This is a genomic window from Nocardiopsis deserti, from assembly GCF_008638355.1.
GTDB classification, from domain to species: domain Bacteria; phylum Actinomycetota; class Actinomycetes; order Streptosporangiales; family Streptosporangiaceae; genus Nocardiopsis; species Nocardiopsis alborubida.
On sequence record NZ_VWVS01000001.1, the window covers coordinates 704088 to 721380 of the forward strand.

Sequence of the window (17293 nt, forward strand, 5' to 3'; positions counted from 1 at the left end):
AGGGCGCTCATGCAGCACGTCACGCTGAACAACGGCCTCACCATGCCCCAACTCGGGTTCGGCGTCTGGCAGGTTCCCGACGACGAGGCCCAGGCCGCCGTCGCGACTGCCCTGGAGACCGGGTACCGCAGCATCGACACGGCCAGGATCTACGACAACGAGCGGGGTACGGGCCGGGCCCTGGCCGAGTCGGGCGTCGCCCGCGAGGAACTCTTCGTCACCACCAAGCTGTGGAACGACGAGCAGGGCTACGACAGCGCGCTCAAGGCCTTCGACGCCAGCCTGGACCGCCTCGGCCTGGACTACGTCGACCTGTACCTGATCCACTGGCCCTGCCCCAGGCAGGACGCCTACGTCGAGACCTGGAAGGCGCTGGAGCGCATCCACTCCGAGGGCCGCGCCAGGTCCATCGGTGTGTCCAACTTCACCGAGCAGACCCTGGACCGCCTGGTCGCGGAGACCGAGGTCGTCCCGGTCCTCAACCAGATCGAGCTGCACCCCCACTTCTCGCAGGAGGCCATGCGGGCCGTCAACGCCCGCCACGGCCTCCTCACCGAGGCCTGGAGCCCGTTGGGCCAGGGCAAGGGGCTGCTGGAGGACCCGGAGCTGACCGCCCTCGGCGAGAAGCACGGCAGGTCCGCGGCGCAGATCGTGCTGCGCTGGCACATCCAGCTCGGCAACGTCGTGATCCCCAAGTCCGTGACCCCGTCCCGGATCCGGGAGAACTTCGACGTGTTCGGCTTCGAGCTGTCCGCCGAGGACATGGACCGGGTCTCGGCGCTCGACCGGGGCGGACGGATCGGCTCGGACCCCGCCACGGTCGGCTGACCGCCGTGTTCCCGGGCCGGTGTCCGGTCCGGGAACACCCCGCGGGGGCGGGGGTCGGGGCCTGGCTGTGCCGAGAACGGGCGGACGAACGCCCTCACACCAGGGCGAAGAACTCAACAGAGGACACCCCGTGTCGGGTGCGGATCTCTTTCGCGTGTCTGTTCGGACACTCCCGGCGTCCCCGAGTGGCGTGGTGCCGAACGGAGGCGTACAGTCCTCTCTTGGCGCGCCGACAAGCAAGGACGGCGTCCAGTCTCCTCTTAGGCGAAGCAGATCATGACCGTCGTCCCGCACCGCACCGCACGCGTCTACCGCTCCGACACCGCCGAGCGCTCCGTGCACGCGTGGTGCCACAAAGCCCTGAGCCAGTGGCCCGAACTCGGACCCCTCCCGCCCGTGGAGACCAGTCTGGGCAGCACGCAGGCCTTCCGTTCCGAGGGCGGCCCCGGAACCCCGGTGCTGGTGCTCTCGGGCACCAACTTCAACGCGGCCGCCACGGTGCCCGCGGCCCGGGCGCTGTCCGCGGACCGGCCGGTGCTGCTGGTCGACCTGCCCGGGCAGCCGGGCCTGAGCTGTAGCCAGAGGGTCGGCGGCGCCAGGATCGAGACCTACGGCGCGTGGCTCGACGAGCTCCTGCCCCAGATCACCGACCGGCCCGTCCTCGTGCTGGGACACTCGCGCGGCGCCGCCATCGCGCTCGCCTCCACGCCCTCCCCGCTGGTCGCCGGGATCCTGCTGCTCAACCCGGCCGGTCTGACCGCGGCCGGGGTCAGCTCGGAGTCGATGCGCGCCACCCTGCCGTGGATGATCCACCCCAACGAGCAGACCAGCGGACGCCTGGTGGAGTTCCTCAGCGGCCCCTCCACCGAGTGCGAGAAGCACCGGGCCGAGGCCGAGTGGCTGACCCTGGTGGCCCGGTACTGCCGCGCGGGATCCACTCCCAGCCCGTTGCCGGCGGAGCACTTCCGCGCCTGGGCCGACACCCCGGTCGCCGTCGCGACCGGATCGCACGACCCCTTCTTCTCGCCCGCGCGCCTGCACGGGCCGGCCCGCCGGTTCCTGGACACCGACGTCCACACCATCGAGGGCGCGGGGCACCTGTCGCTGCACGAGCAGCCGGAGCGGGTGCGCGAGCTGCTGGGCGAACTCGACGCCTGACATCCACAGGAGTTTCCCCGCCGTGCGGGGGCGGAGCCCGTCGGAGAGCCCGCCCCCCGCCCCAGCGCCCTGACCCCCTCCGCGCGTGGACCGGCGGAGCGAGGCGCGACGCGTGGGCGCGGACGTCGTCCGTCCTTTCCGGGCGGACTCCCGGCCTCCCCCGGGGCCGGGGAACGGTGACGAGGTGGGACGTACCCGTGCGAAAGGGTGCGTACTGTACACAACCCTGCAAGAACATGCCCTATGTGGCTTTTGGCATATTTAAACAGCGAGTTTTCGGTGTGCTGCTAATGGTGGCGGGTAAGGACGTTCCCGACTCTCCCCAAAAGGAAGGATAAACAGGGAACCCCGCCCCAAGGACGTATCCTTGCCCGAGGTCGGTGCGGGCTGACGGGCCCTTGTCCCTCGACGAACGTCCCCGAAACACCAGAAAGCAATCGGCATGTTCGAAAAGCTGGCGCAAAAGCTGGGGCTCGATACGAACCCGGCGATCTTCTTCGTGTCCGCCGCGTTGACCATCGTTTTCGTGGTGTCCGCGATCTTCTTCACCGACACGGTGGACGCCGTCTTCGGAGCCACCTCCAGTTGGATACTCACCAACCTGGGATGGCTCTACATCCTCGGTGTGACCACCTTCCTCATCTTCCTGATCTGGATCGCGTTCAGCAGGTTCGGGCGTGTGCGCCTGGGACCGCCGGAGAGCACGCCCGACTACAGCAACCCCGTCTGGTTCGCCATGCTGTTCGCCGCCGGCATCGGCAGCATCCTGATGTTCTGGGGAGTGGCCGAGCCCATCAGCCACTACGCCGAGCCTCCGCGTTCGGGCGTCGATCCACAGACCATCGAGGCGGCCGAGGAGGCGATGGGCTTCACGCTCTACCACTTCGGCCTGCACACCTGGACGATCTTCTGCCTGCCCGGGCTCGCCTTCGCCTACTTCGTGTACCGCAAGGGCCTGCCCTTCCGGGTCAGTTCGATCTTCCACCCCTTCCTCGGGGACCGGATCAGCGGCCCCATCGGGCGGACCATCGACATCATCGCGGTCCTGGGCACGCTGTTCGGCGTCGCCGTCACCATCGGCCTGGGCACGCTCCAGATCAACAGCGGCCTCAACACCCTGTTCGGTCTGGAGGAGAGCCGTGCCAGCCAGCTGATCCTCATCGCGATCGTCACGACCATCGCCGTGATCTCCGTGGCCACCGGTCTCGACGTCGGCATCAAGTGGCTGTCCACGATCAACATCTACATGGCCGTGGCGCTGCTGGTCTTCGTCTTCCTGACGGGGTCGACGCTGTTCCTGGCCAAGGGGATCATCGAGACCACGGGCGTCTACCTGGAGATGCTGGTCCCGCTGTCGTTCTGGAACGACACCTTCGCCAACACCGGGTGGCAGGGCTCCTGGACCGTCTTCTACTGGGCGTGGACCATCACCTGGTCGCCGTTCGTCGGCATCTTCATCGCCCGCATCTCCAGGGGCCGCACCATCCGGGAGTTCATCCTCGGCGTGCTGGCCGCGCCCACCGCGTTCAGCGTCGTGTGGTTCAGCGTGTTCGGGCTGTCGTCCTTCAACATCGAGCGCGACCAGGGCGGCGGACTGGTGGACGAGGTGGTCACGCAGGGGGACATCCCCGGCTCCCTCTTCGCCTTCCTGGAGCACTTCCCGCTGACCACGTTCGTGTCGGTGGTGGCCATCCTCATCGTCATCATCTTCTTCACCACCTCCTCGGACTCGGCCTCCCTCGTGGTGGACATGCTCTGCTCCGGCAAGAGCGGCAACCCCACCCGGCAGCGGGTGTTCTGGGGGATCACCGAGGGGGTGGTCGCCGCGACCGTGCTCACCGCCTCCGGCGTGGGCGGCCTGGACGCCCTGCAACAGACGATCATCGTGTTCGGGCTGCCCTTCTTCGCGATCGGCTTCTTCATGATGGTGGGGCTCGTGCGCTCGCTGCACGCCGAGTTCGCGGAGGGGTCGGGCCTTCAGCGCGAACGCAGGGCGCCACTCACCACCAGGGCACGCAGGATCCGGCAGCGCAACAGGCGCCTGGGCGAGGCCGGGGCGCGAGCCGGGGATCGCAACGGGGACCACGGACACGACAACGGCGACGGCGTTCCCCGGTAGGGACGGATCCGCCGTCGGTGTGAGGGCCCCGGCCGCTCCGGCCGGGGCCCTCACACGGGCCAGAAGAAGGAGTTGACCCCGGCGCACAGCCGCAGCCGCTCGGGGTCGACGTCCTCCCGCCCGTAGGCGTCCAGGAACCGTTCGACGTCCCGCGGCCCGAACTGCGGGTTCATCGGACTGAGCAGGCTGCCCGCCATGTCGGCCAGGTCCGCGTGCGGGTCCCCCAGCCCGGTCCGGCCCAGGTCCACCAGGGCCCAGCCGTCCTCGGCGTGCGGGGAGGCGTGCGGGTGAGCGGGGCTCCGGTCCCCGCGCGCGGACCGGCGCGCGCCGTCCTCCCCGCCGCGGACGGAGCCGGTGTCGAGCAGCACGTTGGGCAGGCAGTAGTCGCCGTGGACCAGCGCGGTCCGGCCGGGGCCCAGGGCGCGCGCCAGCCCGGTCAGCTCGGAGAGCACCTCGGCGGCGGGCGGCCCCTCCTTGCCCGCGGCGGCCCAGGAGCGTTCCACCAACCCGGAGGCGACCCGCTCGCGCGCCCGTTCGAGCTGGGCGGGCAGCGTCATGTCGAAGGGGCACCCCGCGGCCGGAGCGGTGTGCAGCGCGCGGGCGGCCCGGGCGAGCAGGTCGAGCACCCGTGGCCGGTCACCAGCGGGCCAGGGCTCGTGGGCGGCGCGCCCGTCCAGGTGGCTCATGGCCAGCCAGCGCAGTCCCGTCCAGGAGCCCGAGTCCAGTACGCGCGGTACCGGCAGCCCCCGCCCGGCCAGCCAGCGCAGGCGCCGTTCCTGGTCCAGGAGTTCGTCCACCAGGTCGGCGCGGTCGGCGTCCACCGACTTGAGCACAGCGAAGGGCCGGTCCCGGGCGTCGAACAGCCGGGCCACACGGGCCCCGGACAGCCCCACGTCGAGTTCCTCGACGCGTGCGGCGTCCACGGACGGAGGGATGCGCATGCCCCGCACCCTAGCCTTGCGCCCGCCGGACTCCCAGCGGTTCACGGGACGGGCGGCATCCACCGAGCACGTCCTGGCCCCGATGCCCGCCCGGGTGCCAGCGGTCCGCGGCGCCGCGTGCCGGTGGGTCCGACCCGAACCCGCCTCCGGTGACGCGCCCCGCCGCGTGAGCTAGCCGTCGGAGGAAGCGGGAGAACCCCCTCGCCCCGGAGCGGGAGGGGAGGGGGCGCGCGGGTCCAGGCCGAGGGCGGGAAGGATCACCTCGTCCACGATCCGCTCCACGTACTCCTGGTCGGGAGGACCCTGGTGGTCCATGGCGTACTTGATGAGCATGGCCTCGCCGATGTCGACGGTGACGGAGGTGACGCGGGAGGGGTCCACCCTGCCGTGGTCGGCGTAGTGCTGGAGGACGGTGCGGGTGAAGCGCCCGCCGCGGGAGTCGAAGACCTCCCGCACGAACCGGTCGTAGAGCTCGGGGTGGTGCCTGGCCTCGGCGACCACGGAGAACATCGCCTGCCCCAGGGACCGGCTCATCGTGTCGCGCAGGAGCGTGAGGGCTCCGACGAGGTCCCCGCGCAGGTCGTCGGCGCCCGGGGCGGGCTGCTCCTGCGGGTAGGTGTGGTACATCGCGTCCAGCAGGATGTCCCCCGGCGTGGGCCAGCGCCGGTACAGCGAGGTCTTGGCCGTGCCCGCCCGGCGGGCGACCCCCTCCATGGACAGGCGGGCGACACCGACGTCCGCGGCCTCCAGGATGACCGCCTCGTGGATGGCGTCGAGCAGCTCCCGCCCGCGTCTGCGCGTGGCCCGGGGCGCCTCCTCCCGTGCGTCCCGCGCCGTCTCCCGCGCCTCGTCGTCAGCCCGCGGCCGCTCCCGGTCAACCATGCTCTTCCCAACTAAGCGACGATGCCGTATCTTAGGAAGGGAATTGGATACGGACCCGTATCCAATGCTGTTCCCTTCCGCGTGAACGGAGTTCAGTATGTCTGCTCCCCCCTCCCGGCCGCCCTCGACCGGGGGTGTGGCACTCGACCGGCGCTCCCTGGCCCCCGACCTGGCGCGCGGGGTGATGCTGCTGGTCATCGCCGTCGTGCACGCGCACATCCTCTGGGTGATGGCCACCGCGGGACAGGGCTCCGCCCCGGGCGGCCTCCTCGACACCGCCTCCACCGCCCTGCTGATGCTGTTCGCCGAGGCGCGCGGGTACCCCATGTTCGCGGCGCTGTTCGGCTACGGGCTCGCCTGGATCCACCTGCGCCGCACCGCTGAGGGGCGTCCGGAGCCGTGGGTGCGCTCGCTGGTGCGCCGACGCGGCCGGTGGATGGTGCTGATCGGGTTCCTGCACACACTCCTGCTCTTCTTCGGCGACATCGTCGCGGTCTACGGGCTCATCGCCCTGCTGTTCGCCGGTCTGCTGCACGCCGGTGACCGGCGCCTGCTCGCCCACGCCCTCACCTGGGCCTCCCTGGGCTCGCTGTTCTACGCGGTCATGAACAGTCTTCCCCTCTCCGAGCCCGAGGCGGGCGGGGTCCTCACCCGGGACCCGCTGGCCGACATGGTCACACGCCTGTTCACCTGGCCGGTCATGACCCCGATGCTCGTGGCGTGTTCGGTGTTCCCCTTCCTCGTCGGAGTCTGGGCGGCCCGCCGCCGCGTCATGGAACAGCCCGAGCACCACCTCGGACTGCTGCGCCGCGTCGCTCTCGTCGGCATCCCCGTGGCCGTGGTCGGCGGACTGCCGCAGGCCCTGGTGGCCACCCAGCTGTGGGCTCCCGAGTTCGTGCTCAAGGCCGGTGCGGGCTGGCTGCACGTCCTGTCCGGCTACGCGGGCGGCTTCGGCTACGCCGCACTCATCGCGCTGGTCGCGGTCCGCCTCGGCAGCCGTCGCGGACCCGTCGTGCGGGCCCTGGCCGCCACCGGCCAGCGCTCCATGACCTGCTACCTGTTGCAGTCGGTGGCCTGGATGGTGCTGTTCGCGCCCTACGCCCTCGACCTGGCGCCACGGCTGTCCGGAACCGCCGCCGTCCTGGTCGGAGTCGCCGTCTGGTCGGCCACCGTGGTCCTGGCCGACCTCATGCGCCGTGCGGGGATCCGGGGCCCGGCTGAGCGCCTCCTGCGCTGGGGGACGTACAGAACCGTCCGGGCGGAGCAGCCGGAGGCCGAACCGGCGCGGAGATGACCGTGCGCCCAAGCGCTCGGTGAGGTCTGCACGGCCCAGAACGCGTGGCACACGCCCCGCACGGCTGCGGCGGCCTCCGCTGGGTGCCGGTGCGGAGACGGCTGGGCGGTCGGGAACGCTCGGCGGGGCCTGTACGGTCGCGGCCTCCGGTGGGTGTACCGGCACGGAGATGACCGGACGGTCGGGAACGCTCGGCTCGGCCGCTGTCCCCGGTGGTCACCGGCTCGGCGCAAACCTCATCGCGGGTGGGACACGCCGTCCGCGATGATGGTCACCATGGCCACCTCCGCACATGATGACGCGACCTTCCTGTCCGCCACCGCCGACCGGCTCGCCGCCCTTCCGGCCGTCGAGGCGGTCACCCTCGGCGGCTCCCGGGCCCAGGGCACCCACCGCCCCGACAGCGACTGGGACCTGGCGGTCTACTACCGGGGTGACTTCGACCCGCAGACACTGCGGGACCTCGGCTGGGAGGGGGAGGTGTCGGAGGTCGGCGGCTGGGGAGGCGGTGTCTTCAACGGCGGTGCCTGGCTACGCGTCGACGGCAGGGCGGTGGACGTGCACTACCGCGACCTGGACGTGGTCGAGCACCAGCTCGCCGAGGCGCGGCAGGGGCGGTTCCAGGTGGAACCGCTCATGTTCCACCTGGCCGGTATTCCCACCTACCTGGTCGTCGCCGAACTCGCCATCGGCCGGGTACTCGTGGGGGATCTGCCCCGGCCCGACTACCCCGAGGCGCTGCGCAGTAGCGCACCACCCGTCTGGCGGGGCACGGCCGCGGCCACCCTGTCCTACGCCCAGCACAACCACGCCCCCTACGGCCGGGTCGCCCAGACCGCGGGTCTCCTGGCCCAGGCCGCCTCGCAGGCCGCGCACGCGGTCCTGGCCGAGCGCGGGGTCTGGGTCACCAACGACAAGGCGCTGCTGTCCATGGCGGGTTTGGAGGAGATCGACTTCGTGGTCGCCGGAATGACCGCCGACCCCCAGGACCTGAACTCGGCGGTCGCCGAGGCCGGACGGATTCTCGCCACGGTCTGAGCCCCGGTGCCCCGGTGCCCCGGTGCCGCGGTCCAAGGCCCGGGCCTCGGACCGCGGCCAACCGGTTCCGGCGTTCCTACCAGGTCATGTTGACGATCCCGCTGAGCGTGGGGTACCCCGCCCGTTGGAAGGCCCGTGCCATCGGGACGTTGCCCAGGTCGGTGGCGGCGCGGATGCGGTCCACACCCTCCTGAGCCAGGACGCGGGTGCCCTCGGCGAGGATGTCGTCGATGTACCCGTTGCCGCGGTGCTCGGGCAGCACCGCGATGTAGCCGATGATCGGGTGGTAGTCGTTGCGCGCGGGCAGGACGAAGCCGACCGGCTCGCCGTCCGGCAGCGTCGCGATCCGCCACCAGGAGCGCGGCGTCGTGTACCGGGCGAACTCCTCGTTCCAGCTGTCGGCGGCCACCCGCTCCGCCGTGGTGTGTGCGAGGTCGGCGCGGTCGTGGGCGTCCAGGGTTCCCTCCAGGGCCCGGACCATCAGACCGAGGATCTCCTCCTCGTCCCGGACCGGCCGGAACCGGAGGCGGTCGCCCGGCCCCGGCGCCGGGACGTCGGGCGTCCACTCGAAGCGCAGCCGCTCCACCAGGAGCGATCCGCCGGTGCGTTCGACGGCGGCCACGCGCTCCCGCACGGCACGGCGCTTGTCGGTGTCCTCGCGCCAGTCGGCGGGGACGATGCGCAGGTACTCGGGCGGGGTCCCGCCTTCGGGCAGGGTCGCCGCCGAGGCGGTGCGCAGCAGGTGTTCGAGGATCCCCGTGCGGTCGACGTCCCCGGCAGTGTCGTCCACGTCAAGGACGTCCAGCAGCAGGGGAGAGGTGTCACTGCTCCGGCACCACCAGGAAAGGCGGGCCAGGAGGCGGTCGCCGTCCAGGGCGACCCACATCCACGAGGGGCGTCGGCGCCCCTGGGCGAGGTCGTCGGCGAACTCGGAGTTCTGGGGGTAGGGGATCCGGTTGAAGAGGTCGAGCTCCCCGGGTCCGGTGATGGTACGGATGATCAGGTCATGCACGGTCAAGGCGACACCTTCGGTGCGTGCGCCCGGCCGCTCCGGGGAGTCAGCTGTCGAGGCCGCCCCGGGAGGGCGCGAGCGCGGTGGTTGCGGTGAACACGGCTCCGCCTCCTCTCGTCGTCGAGGCCCCGGTTCCGCTGTGGTCGGGGCCGCGACTGTTATAGCCGTGTCCCGATCGACGGGGCAACCCCTTTTCGCCGCGAGTCGACCGGTGTCGGAGCCCCTGCGGCTGTGTTCCGGTCGACGGCGCTGGGACCCCCCTCAACCGCGAGTCGCCCGGCTGTCCGCGCCGGGATCACCGGGCTCCTGTGTCTTGGCGGACCTTCCGTGTTCCCCGGTCTCCGCAGCCTCCACGGCCTCGTCGGCCTCCCGCGCGTCCCCGGCGTCCTGCCCGGCGCCGCCGCCCGAACCCGCGCGCCGGGACCGGCGCCAGGAACGGGTCACCGCCAGCGTCAGCGCCCCCGCCAGCAGCCCCCAGAAGGCCGAGCCCACACCGAACAGGGTGAACCCCGACGCCGTCGCCAGGAAGGTCACCACCGCGGCCTCCCGGGAGTGCTCGTCCCCCAGCGCGGACGCCAGCGAGCCCCCGATCGTTCCGAGCAGGCCCAGCCCGGCGATCCCCAGGATCAGCGGCGGCGGCAGCGCGGCCAGCAGCGAAGCCACCGTCGCCCCGAAGACCCCCACGCACAGGTAGAAGATCCCCGCCCACACCCCGGCCAGGTAGCGGCGCTCGCGGTCGGGGTGCGCCTGCGGTCCCGTGCAGATGGCCGCGGTGATCGCGGCCAGGTTCATCCCGAAGCACCCGAACGGCGCCAGCACCAGGTTGGTCGCTCCGGTCCACCCGATCACCGGCGAGATCGGCACCCGATAGCCGTCGCCCCGCAGCACCGCCACCCCCGGCAGGTTCTGCGAGGCCATGGTCACCACGAACAGTGGCAGCCCCACGCTCACCAGCACCTGCCAGGAGAACTCGGGAGCCACGAACACCGGCCGGGCCAACGACGGGGACACCCCGCCCAGGTCCAGGGTCCCGCGCAGCGCCGCGGCGACCCCGCCCGCGACCAGGGACAGGATGACCGCGTAGCGCGGCAGCCACCGGCGGCACAGCAGGTACGCCGCGAACATGGCGAACACGACCGCGAAGTCGTCCTCCATGCTCGTGAACAGCCCCATGCCGAACTGGAGCAGCACCCCGGCCAGCAGCCCCGCCGCGAGCGGCACCGGCACGCGGTCCATGACCCTCTCGAACCACCCGGTGACGCCGCTCAGGGTGATCAGCGCGGCCGAGAAAAGGAACGCTCCCACCGCCTGCGCCATCGTCACCCCGTCCAGCCCCACCGCCAGCAGCGCGGCGCCGGGTGTGGACCAGGCGGTCACCACCGGGGCCCGGTGGCGCAGGGACAACCCCACACAGGTCACGGCCATGCCCACACCCAGGGCCAGCATCCACGAGGCGATCTGCCCGGAGGAGGCACCGGCGGCCTCGGCGGCGGTGAACACGATCGCCGCCGAACTGGTCACCCCGACCAGCACGGCGACCAGACCGGCCGCGACGGCGGGTGCGGGGGCCACGAGGCCGACACGACGGACAAGGGTTCTCATGGTCCACCATCTTCGCGCGCCGCCGGACCCGCGCCGTCGCCCGGGGGAGGGAAAACCGCTGGACCCGGCCGCGGAGCCCGGGGGAGGATGCCGCCATGGGACGCGATTTCGACGAACTCGTCGCCGAGGCCGACGCGGAGCCGACGCAGGGATGGGACTTCTCCTGGCTGGAGGGCCGGGCCACGGAACAGCGTCCCTCCTGGGGCTACCAGCGCACCATGGCCGGGCACATGGCCCGCGCGAGCGCCGCGCTCGACATCCAGACCGGCGGCGGGGAGGTGCTGGCGGGAATCCCCGAACGCCCGCGCCTGACCGTGGCGACGGAGTCCTGGCCGCCCAACATCGCCAAGGCCACCCGGCTGCTCCACCCCCTGGGGACGGCGGTGGTCGCCGACGGGGACGAGCCGCCGCTGCCCTTCGCGGACGGGGCCTTCGACCTGGTGGTCTCCCGCCATCCGGTGACCGTGTGGTGGGAGGAGATCGCCCGGGTCCTGGCGCCGGGCGGAACCTACCTGTCCCAGCAGGTGGGCCCGGAGAGCGTCTTCGAGGTGGTGGAGTTCTTCCTGGGACCGCAGTCCGAGGAGGCGCGCGCCTCCCGCCACCCGGACCGGGCGCGCGAGGGGGCGGGGGCGGCCGGGCTGGAGGTGGTGGACCTGCGCATGGAGCGGCTGCGCACGGAGTTCTTCGACGTCGGCGCGGTCGTGTACTTCCTGCGCAAGGTGATCTGGATGGTGCCCGGGTTCACCGTGGAGGCCTACCGGGACCGACTCCGGGACATGCACGAGCACATCGAGCGCGAGGGATCGTTCACGGCCACCACGACCCGCTTCCTCATCGAGGCCCGCAAACCCCGCTGACCCGTCCGGGCCGCGGGGCGCGGGCACCCGTCCCGGCGGTCAGGACTGGGCCGAGACCCGCTGGACGACCTCGAAGCCCCAGATCTCGCTGTTGGTCGCGGCCGGGCCGCCGTGCCCGTGGCCGTGCCCGGCCGGTGCGCCCTCCTTCTGGGCGTCCGCGGCGGCCTGGGCGTGCCCCTGGCGGAAGGCCTGGCCGCTCACCCAGTTCTGGAAGTCCTCCTCGGACCGCCACCGGGTGTACACCAGGTACTTGTCGGTGCCCTCGACCGGGCGCAGCAGCTGGAACTCCTCGAACCCGGGCTGGTCCTCCACGAGCCCGGCGCGCTTGGCGAAACGCTCCTCCAGGGTCGCCCCGGCACCCTCGGGGACGGTCAGGACGTTGAACTTGACGACGCTGCTCACACGGCACCTCTCTCGGTTGTCTGCGGTCCTTCCGCCCAACCTAGGACAACCTCCGCCGACGTCCGCGCCGCCCCGCCCCTTGCGGTGCACGCGCCCCTCTCCCCGGCGGCCTGCGCACCCGCGCCCCGACCGCCCGCAGGACCGTGGGAAGCGGCCGACCCCGGCGGACGGGTGCAGGACAGCGGATGACCTCCACACCTCCTAGGGTCGCGTCCATGACCGTGCTCGACCGCCGCGCCCTCAACCGGGCGACCCTGTCCCGCCAACTGCTCCTCGGCCGGACCACCGACCACACCGCCGCCGAGGTCGTCCACCACCTCGTCGGCCTCCAGGCGCAGGACCCCGAACCGCCCTACGTGGGCCTGTGGTCCCGTGTCCGGGACTTTCGGATCGACGACCTGACCGGGCTTCTGCACAGCCGCGACGTCGTGCGCGCCACCCTCCTCCGCGGCACCCAGCACCTGGTCACCGCCGACGACTACCTGTGGCTGCGCCCGGTCCTGCACCCCATGCTGACCCGCTGGCAGAAGGGCGCCTTCGGCCGGGACCTGCCCGGTGTCGACCCCGCCGAGCTGGCCGCCGCCGCACGCGCGCTCCTCGCCGACGGCGGACTCGCCCGCCCCGACCTGGGCCGGGCCCTGGCCGAGCGCTGGCCCGGACGCGCCCCCGTCGCCCTGGCCCGTTCCGTCCAGGGACTCCTGCCCGTGCTGCACCCGCCGGGCACGTGGGGGCGGCGCGGCGCCACGCCCTTCACCCTCGCCGAGGAGTGGCTCGGCGCGCCGCTGGCCGTCGAGCCCTCCCCGGACACCCTCGTGCTGCGCTACCTCGCCGCGTTCGGCCCGGCCACCGCCAAGGACGTCCAGGCCTGGAGCGGGATGACCCGCATGCGCGCGGTCGTGGAGGGCCTGCGGCCGCGACTGCGGGTCCTGCGCGACCGTGACGGCCGCGAGCTGTTCGACCTGCCCGACGCGCCGCGCCCCGACCCCGACACGCCCGCGCCGGTCCGCTTCCTGGCGCTGCTCGACAACGTGCTCGTCTCCTACGACGACCGCTCCCGCGTCGTCGCCGACCACCGGCGGCCCCACCTCGTGGTCGAGCCGCCGCTGACCGTGGACGGTTTCGTGCACGGGCTGTGGCGGATCGAGCGGCCCCGGCGCGGCGGCCCCGCCGTGCTGGACGTGCGGCTGTTCGCACCGCTCACCCCGGCTCAGGAGGAGGCGGTCACCGAGGAGGGCGCACGGCTGCTGCGCTTCGCGGCGGCCGGCTCGGAGAGCCACGACATCCGCCTGCGCCCCCTGGAACCGTGACCCGGCCGGAACTTCGGGCCGCGGCCGCCCGACGTCGCTGGGGGACCCGTCGATCTTTCGGTGGGCGCGGCGGTCCCCGGCGGCCCTCCGGGCCTCAGCCGAACACGACCCGGCCGGTCTCGTCCACGCGCCAGCCCGGGTTGTGCGCGATCTCCCACACCACGCCGTTGGGGTCCTCCACGTGGGCGTGGAAGACCCCGCCGAACTCGCCCGGCTGCGGTGCCTTGAGCACCCTCGCGCCCGCCCGTGCCATGGCCTCCACGGTCCACTCCACCTCCTCGGGGCCGTCGACGTTGTGCGACAGCGTCAGCCCCGACACCCCGGTCGTGCCGGGCGGCCGCCCCAGGTCGCGGTCGAACTTCCCGGCGTCGAACAGGCCCAGGACCTGTCCCGGCGCGACCTGGAAGAAGACGATCTCCCCGGGGACGTCCGCGAGTGGCTCCCAGCCGAGCCCGTCCCGGTAGAACGCGCGGGCGGCGTCCAGGTCGGCTGTGGCGAGAGTGATGAAGTGGACCTGTTGTCTCACGGCGGCTCCGTCGTCGTGCCCGCCCCGGAAGCGCCCGGGGCGGCCGGTGTCCTGTGGTCGGGACAACCTACCCGGGACCGGGGACACGCCGCCGAAACCTCTCCGGCGCGGCGGGTCCGCGTGCGCCCGAGCCGCGGGCACAGAGCGCGCCCGGGCGCGCCCGCGACTACAGCCCGTGCCTGCGGGCGACCATGCGCAGGATGACCGAGCGCGGGAACAGCCGCCGCAGCGCGAAGACCACAGGGGCGTTGCTGCCCACCGCGTAGAACGGCCGGGGCGGGTCCGCCTCGACGGCGCGCACGATCGTCCGGGCCACCGCCCCCGCCGTGACCCCCGCGGCCTCGTTGGCGTTGAGCGCCCTGAGCATGGTGCGGTACTCGGCCGCGAACGGCGACCCCTCCCGCAGGTACTGGGTCCGCCGCTCGCTGATGCCGGTGTTGATCGACCCCGGCTCGACCGTGGCCACCCCCACCCCGTACGGGGACACCTCGCGGCGCAGCGCGTTCGCGAACCCCTTGAGCGCCGCCTTGGACGCCACGTAGGAGGACCGGTAGGCCAGCGGGAAGCTCGCCAGCATCGAGCCCACCATCACCACGCGCCCGTACCCGCGGGCGCGCATCCCCGGCAGCAGCAGCTGGGTGAGCCGCACCGCGCCGAACACGTTGATCCGGAACAGCCGCTCCACCGCCTCCGGCGGCAGCTCCTCGAAGGGCCCGCTCTGGCTCTCCCCGGCGTTGTTGACCAGTACGTCCACATCACCCGCCGCGGCCGCGCACGCCTCGACCGACGCCCCGTCGGCCAGGTCCAGGGCCAGGTACTCCACACCCGGCACCGGCTCGGCCACCGCACCGGGGTCGCGGCTGGTCCCGTACACGCGGTAGCCGCGGCGGACGAACTCGGCGGCCACGGCGGCGCCGATCCCCGACGACGCGCCCGTGACGAGCGCGGTCCGCGGGACGGTGGGACTGTTCATGGCGGTCCTTCCGGAGGGAGGCTGAGGGGGCGGGGAGGACGCGCTCGCGCCGCGCGTGGAAGCGATGATCGCACGCTCCCGCGCGCCGGGCGCACTCCGTCCCGGAAACCCCGGCCGCCCGCGAACCGCTCCGTTCAGTCCCAGCGGTGCGGGTCGAACAGGTCCACGGCCAGATCCGTGCGCCCGTGCTGGGCGAGGTCGGCCAGGGCCTCCCCGACCGCGGAGGCGAACTTGTAGCCGTGTCCCGAGAATCCCCCCGCCAGCACCAAGCCGGGCAGCTCGCGGCGCTGCCCGATGACGAAGTGCTCGTCCCCGGTCATCGTGTACATGCACGACGTCATGCGTTCGGGGAGCGGGGCCACACCGCGCAGCCCGGCGGCCAGCCGTCCGAGCCGCCGCGCGTCGGCGGCGTCGGGCTCCCGCGGCCCGGCGTCGGGGTCGACCGGCTCGCCCCACTGGGCGCCCTCGCCCCTGTTCCCCGGGGCCTCGGCGTGCACGCCGATCTTGACGGTCCGGCCGCCGTCCATGCTGGGGAACCCGTACCACGTGCAGTCGTCCCCGTCCCGGGCGAACACCGGCCCGTGCGCGTGCGGGGACGGGTCCCGCGTGGTGCGGAACCAGCCCAGCACCCGCCGCTCGACCCGCAGGCCGCCGCCCAGCTCCGCCACCTCGGGCACCAGCCGCGGCAGCCAGGACCCGGCGGTGACGACCACCCGGCGGGCCCGGACCACGGTGTCCCCGACCACCACGCAGGGGCGGTCCGGGTCGGGGACGACGCGGGTCGCCCGGGCGCCGGTGAGCACCCGCGCGCCCGCCTCCCGCGCGAGCCGCACGGCCGCCGTGATCGCGGCCTCGGGCAGGACCACACCGGCGTCCTCCTCGAAGACGCCCACCTCGCCCGGGCGCAGCACGTGCTGGGGGAAGCGCTCGGCGACCTGGTCGCGGGAGAGCACCCGGTGGGGGAGGCCGTGGTGTTCGGCGGCGGCGACCGACCCGGTCACGGCGGGGCTGTCCGGCGCGCCGAGCATCAGGGCACCGGTGCGCACCACGAGCCGGGTCCCGGAGGCCTCCTCCAGTTCCGACCACGCGCGCCAGGCCGACCGTACGAACGGCACGTAGGCGGCGCCCTCCATGTAGGCGGTGCGGATGATGCGGGACTCGCCGTGGCTGGAGCCCCGGTCGTGTCCGGGTGTGAACTGCTCGACCCCGATCGCGTCCACACCGCGCCGGGCCAGGCGCCACAGGGCCTGTGCCCCCATGGCTCCCAGTCCGACCACGACGGTGTCGGTCTCCAGCGGTGCCGCCACGCGTTTCCCCCCATGGTCGTGTCCGGACCCCTGCGCCCCGGAGCCCCAGGCCATGATCCCAGGGCCCGCACATGGCGGGCGCCCGCCCACCCTCAGGGGTGGACGGGCGCCCCGTCTCGGAAGGGAGCCGAGATCTGGGAGGTGTGGTTGTTACTGGATGGGCGGGTAGGCGTTGGCCAGCAGCTCCTGGAACTGCGCGGAGAACCAGTGCCCCGAGATCGGCGCGTTGGGCAGCGCGCCGCTCATGTTGTAGTTGTTGCGCGGGTTGCCCTCATAGGTGGGGTCGCACATCCGGTCGAAGCCCTTGCCCTCGGGGTTGTCGATGAACTCGCTCGACCCGTCGGACTCACCCGGCGGCTTCATCCACACATAGGCGTCGATACCCGGCTCCGGCTCGGTCTGGGGGCGCTCACCCAGACCCGCACCGGACTGGTTGCACCAGTTCCCGGCCTGCAGGCGGCGGTCGTAGCGGCCCCCGTCCACGTAGGCGTTCACGTCCGTGGACGGCCCCGGCCCGTCCGGGCGGTCCGGCCCGCCCCACCCGTTGCGGGAGGTGTCGATGAGCATGCCGATACCGGAGTCGAAGCCCTGGCCCACCAGCTCCTCGCGCAGCGCCTGGGCATAGGAGAGCTCGTCGGTGAACTGGTTCCAGTCCACCCACTCCGACTGGCGCACCGGCGTGCCCGCGACGGTCTCGCCGATGGCGAAGTTGTCCTCCACCAGCGCCGAGTAGTTCGCGGTGTTGGCGATGAACCCGTGCACGTCGGCCGGGGTGGCGCCGGCGGCGTTGGCCGCCTCGTAGAACAGCGCGGCCGAGGCGGTGAAGTTGTCCTCCCAGCCGATCCATCCGTGGTGACCGGCGTCCACGTAGTTGTAGACGTTGTCGATGTCGCCCAGGGTGGCCAGGGCGTAGCCCACACCCTCGACGTAGTTGCCGTTGGCCAGCATCTCGTCGCACTCGGGGGTGGCGGTCTCACGGGGGGAGACGTTGGTGACCAGGTTGGGCAGCGAGTCGATCTCGACCGTGGTCACGATCCTGAGCTCGGT

At 72.7% G+C, this 17293-nt stretch carries 16 protein-coding genes; 7 read left to right on the forward strand and 9 right to left on the reverse strand.

Annotated elements, in window-relative coordinates:
• The first annotated feature begins 9 nt into the window (after positions 1-9).
• The 3 genes from FYW99_RS12790 (at position 10) to FYW99_RS12800 (ending at position 4105) form a co-directional block, all read left to right on the forward strand.
• Positions 10-828, forward strand: coding sequence for an aldo/keto reductase (locus tag FYW99_RS12790; protein ID WP_150252210.1), 819 nt, complete (start codon positions 10-12; stop codon positions 826-828).
• A 276-nt stretch (positions 829-1104) separates the two neighbouring features.
• Positions 1105-1986, forward strand: a complete 882-nt coding sequence (locus tag FYW99_RS12795; protein WP_150252211.1) for an alpha/beta fold hydrolase — start codon at positions 1105-1107, stop codon at positions 1984-1986.
• A gap of 442 nt (positions 1987-2428) precedes the next feature.
• Positions 2429-4105 (forward strand): BCCT family transporter, encoded by a 1677-nt coding sequence (locus FYW99_RS12800; protein WP_150252212.1) that lies wholly within the window; start codon positions 2429-2431, stop codon positions 4103-4105.
• A gap of 50 nt (positions 4106-4155) precedes the next feature.
• Here the strand turns inward: FYW99_RS12800 and FYW99_RS12805 are convergent, their stop codons facing one another.
• Both FYW99_RS12805 and FYW99_RS12810 read right to left on the reverse strand, forming a co-directional pair.
• Positions 4156-5046, reverse strand: coding sequence for an aminoglycoside 3'-phosphotransferase (locus FYW99_RS12805; RefSeq protein ID WP_150252213.1), 891 nt, complete (start codon positions 5044-5046; stop codon positions 4156-4158).
• A 171-nt stretch (positions 5047-5217) separates the two neighbouring features.
• Entirely contained in the window at positions 5218-5928 is a 711-nt protein-coding gene (locus tag FYW99_RS12810; RefSeq protein ID WP_150252214.1) for a TetR/AcrR family transcriptional regulator, read from the reverse strand.
• Positions 5929-6025: 97 nt separating this feature from the next.
• Between FYW99_RS12810 and FYW99_RS12815 the strand changes: the two genes are divergently transcribed.
• Both FYW99_RS12815 and FYW99_RS12820 read left to right on the forward strand, forming a co-directional pair.
• Complete coding sequence (locus FYW99_RS12815; RefSeq protein ID WP_150252215.1) at positions 6026-7222, forward strand: DUF418 domain-containing protein; 1197 nt, start codon at positions 6026-6028, stop codon at positions 7220-7222.
• 264 nt (positions 7223-7486) lie between these two features.
• Positions 7487-8260, forward strand: coding sequence for a nucleotidyltransferase domain-containing protein (locus FYW99_RS12820; protein ID WP_150252216.1), 774 nt, complete (start codon positions 7487-7489; stop codon positions 8258-8260).
• Between the two features lie 76 nt (positions 8261-8336).
• Here FYW99_RS12820 and FYW99_RS12825 read toward each other — a convergent pair whose 3' ends face one another.
• Together FYW99_RS12825 and FYW99_RS12830 are read right to left on the reverse strand one after the other, a co-directional pair.
• Complete coding sequence (locus FYW99_RS12825; RefSeq protein WP_150252217.1) at positions 8337-9278, reverse strand: GNAT family N-acetyltransferase; 942 nt, start codon at positions 9276-9278, stop codon at positions 8337-8339.
• Between the two features lie 255 nt (positions 9279-9533).
• Positions 9534-10874, reverse strand: coding sequence for a benzoate/H(+) symporter BenE family transporter (locus FYW99_RS12830; protein WP_150252218.1), 1341 nt, complete (start codon positions 10872-10874; stop codon positions 9534-9536).
• 95 nt (positions 10875-10969) lie between these two features.
• Here FYW99_RS12830 and FYW99_RS12835 point away from each other — a divergent pair, with 95 nt between their 5' ends.
• Entirely contained in the window at positions 10970-11731 is a 762-nt protein-coding gene (locus tag FYW99_RS12835) for a class I SAM-dependent methyltransferase (protein ID WP_150252219.1), read from the forward strand.
• Between the two features lie 39 nt (positions 11732-11770).
• Here the strand turns inward: FYW99_RS12835 and FYW99_RS12840 are convergent, their stop codons facing one another.
• Entirely contained in the window at positions 11771-12133 is a 363-nt protein-coding gene (locus tag FYW99_RS12840; RefSeq protein WP_150252220.1) for an antibiotic biosynthesis monooxygenase family protein, read from the reverse strand.
• A gap of 215 nt (positions 12134-12348) precedes the next feature.
• Between FYW99_RS12840 and FYW99_RS12845 the strand changes: the two genes are divergently transcribed.
• Positions 12349-13440: a winged helix DNA-binding domain-containing protein gene (locus FYW99_RS12845; RefSeq protein ID WP_150252221.1), complete on the forward strand. Its 1092-nt coding sequence runs from the start codon at positions 12349-12351 to the stop codon at positions 13438-13440.
• Positions 13441-13534: 94 nt separating this feature from the next.
• Here FYW99_RS12845 and FYW99_RS12850 read toward each other — a convergent pair whose 3' ends face one another.
• The 4 genes from FYW99_RS12850 to FYW99_RS12865 all read right to left on the reverse strand — a co-directional run.
• Positions 13535-13966 (reverse strand): VOC family protein, encoded by a 432-nt coding sequence (locus FYW99_RS12850; RefSeq protein WP_150252222.1) that lies wholly within the window; start codon positions 13964-13966, stop codon positions 13535-13537.
• 166 nt (positions 13967-14132) lie between these two features.
• On the reverse strand, positions 14133-14939 hold the full coding sequence (locus FYW99_RS12855; protein ID WP_150252223.1) for an SDR family oxidoreductase: 807 nt from the start codon (positions 14937-14939) through the stop codon (positions 14133-14135).
• 134 nt (positions 14940-15073) lie between these two features.
• Positions 15074-16198, reverse strand: a complete 1125-nt coding sequence (solA, locus tag FYW99_RS12860) for an N-methyl-L-tryptophan oxidase (protein WP_394350359.1) — start codon at positions 16196-16198, stop codon at positions 15074-15076.
• A 198-nt stretch (positions 16199-16396) separates the two neighbouring features.
• The coding region (locus tag FYW99_RS12865; RefSeq protein ID WP_190394632.1) for a glycoside hydrolase family 6 protein at positions 16397-17293 on the reverse strand (897 nt) is incomplete at its 5' end.